The sequence below is a fragment of the Streptosporangium vulgare genome (assembly GCF_042428775.1).
Lineage (GTDB): Bacteria > Actinomycetota > Actinomycetes > Streptosporangiales > Streptosporangiaceae > Streptosporangium > Streptosporangium vulgare.
The window spans coordinates 1-576 of sequence record NZ_JBHMBS010000170.1 but is presented as its reverse complement, the minus strand read 5'-3'; the positions used below and the strand labels follow the sequence as shown (position 1 = coordinate 576).

The following is a 576-nucleotide window of genomic DNA, read 5'->3' as shown; positions in this document are numbered from 1 at the left end:
AGAATAAAGCCCATCAAATGCTGCGGCACCAGGGCAGCAATCATCGCCAGGCCAAGGGCGCTAATAAACAGTTCACCTAAGCTCTGGAATAAGTACACCAGCACGATAAACCATGGCGATGTCAGCCCTTGTGCATCCGCAAACCACATTCCCGCAGCTGCCGCCGTCAAAAAGCCCAGTGAGCACATAAACATGCCGAGAGTAAATTTCATCGGCATCGAGAGGTCTTTGCCTTTGTTACCCAGATGCGTGTAAATGCCTGCCAGTATTGGGCTGGCGAGTACCACCCAGAACGGGTTAAGCGCCTGGAAGCTGACCGGGTTGATGGAAAAACCGAGAATTTCATGATGCACGTTGTTGATGGCAAAGAAGTTCAGCGATGTTGGCATCTGGGCGTAGAGAATGTAAAACACCACCGCTTCGAGCATCAGGACAAAGGCGACAAACATTTTATTGCGCCCGGTTTTATCCAGCTTGAATGCCTGACGAAAGAAGATGATGGTGACGACGATGGAGAGAACAATCAGCACCAGATTGGCGACTTCTACGTTGTGCATCAGCCATGCGCATACGAAG

The 576-nt window shown here is 50.5% G+C and carries 1 protein-coding gene; it reads right to left on the bottom strand.

The features are described 5' to 3' along the window. On the bottom strand, window positions 1-557 hold a 557-nt coding region (locus ACFFRH_RS44975; protein WP_512701156.1), incomplete at its 3' end, for an oligopeptide:H+ symporter. Between the last annotated feature and the right edge of the window lie 19 nt (window positions 558-576).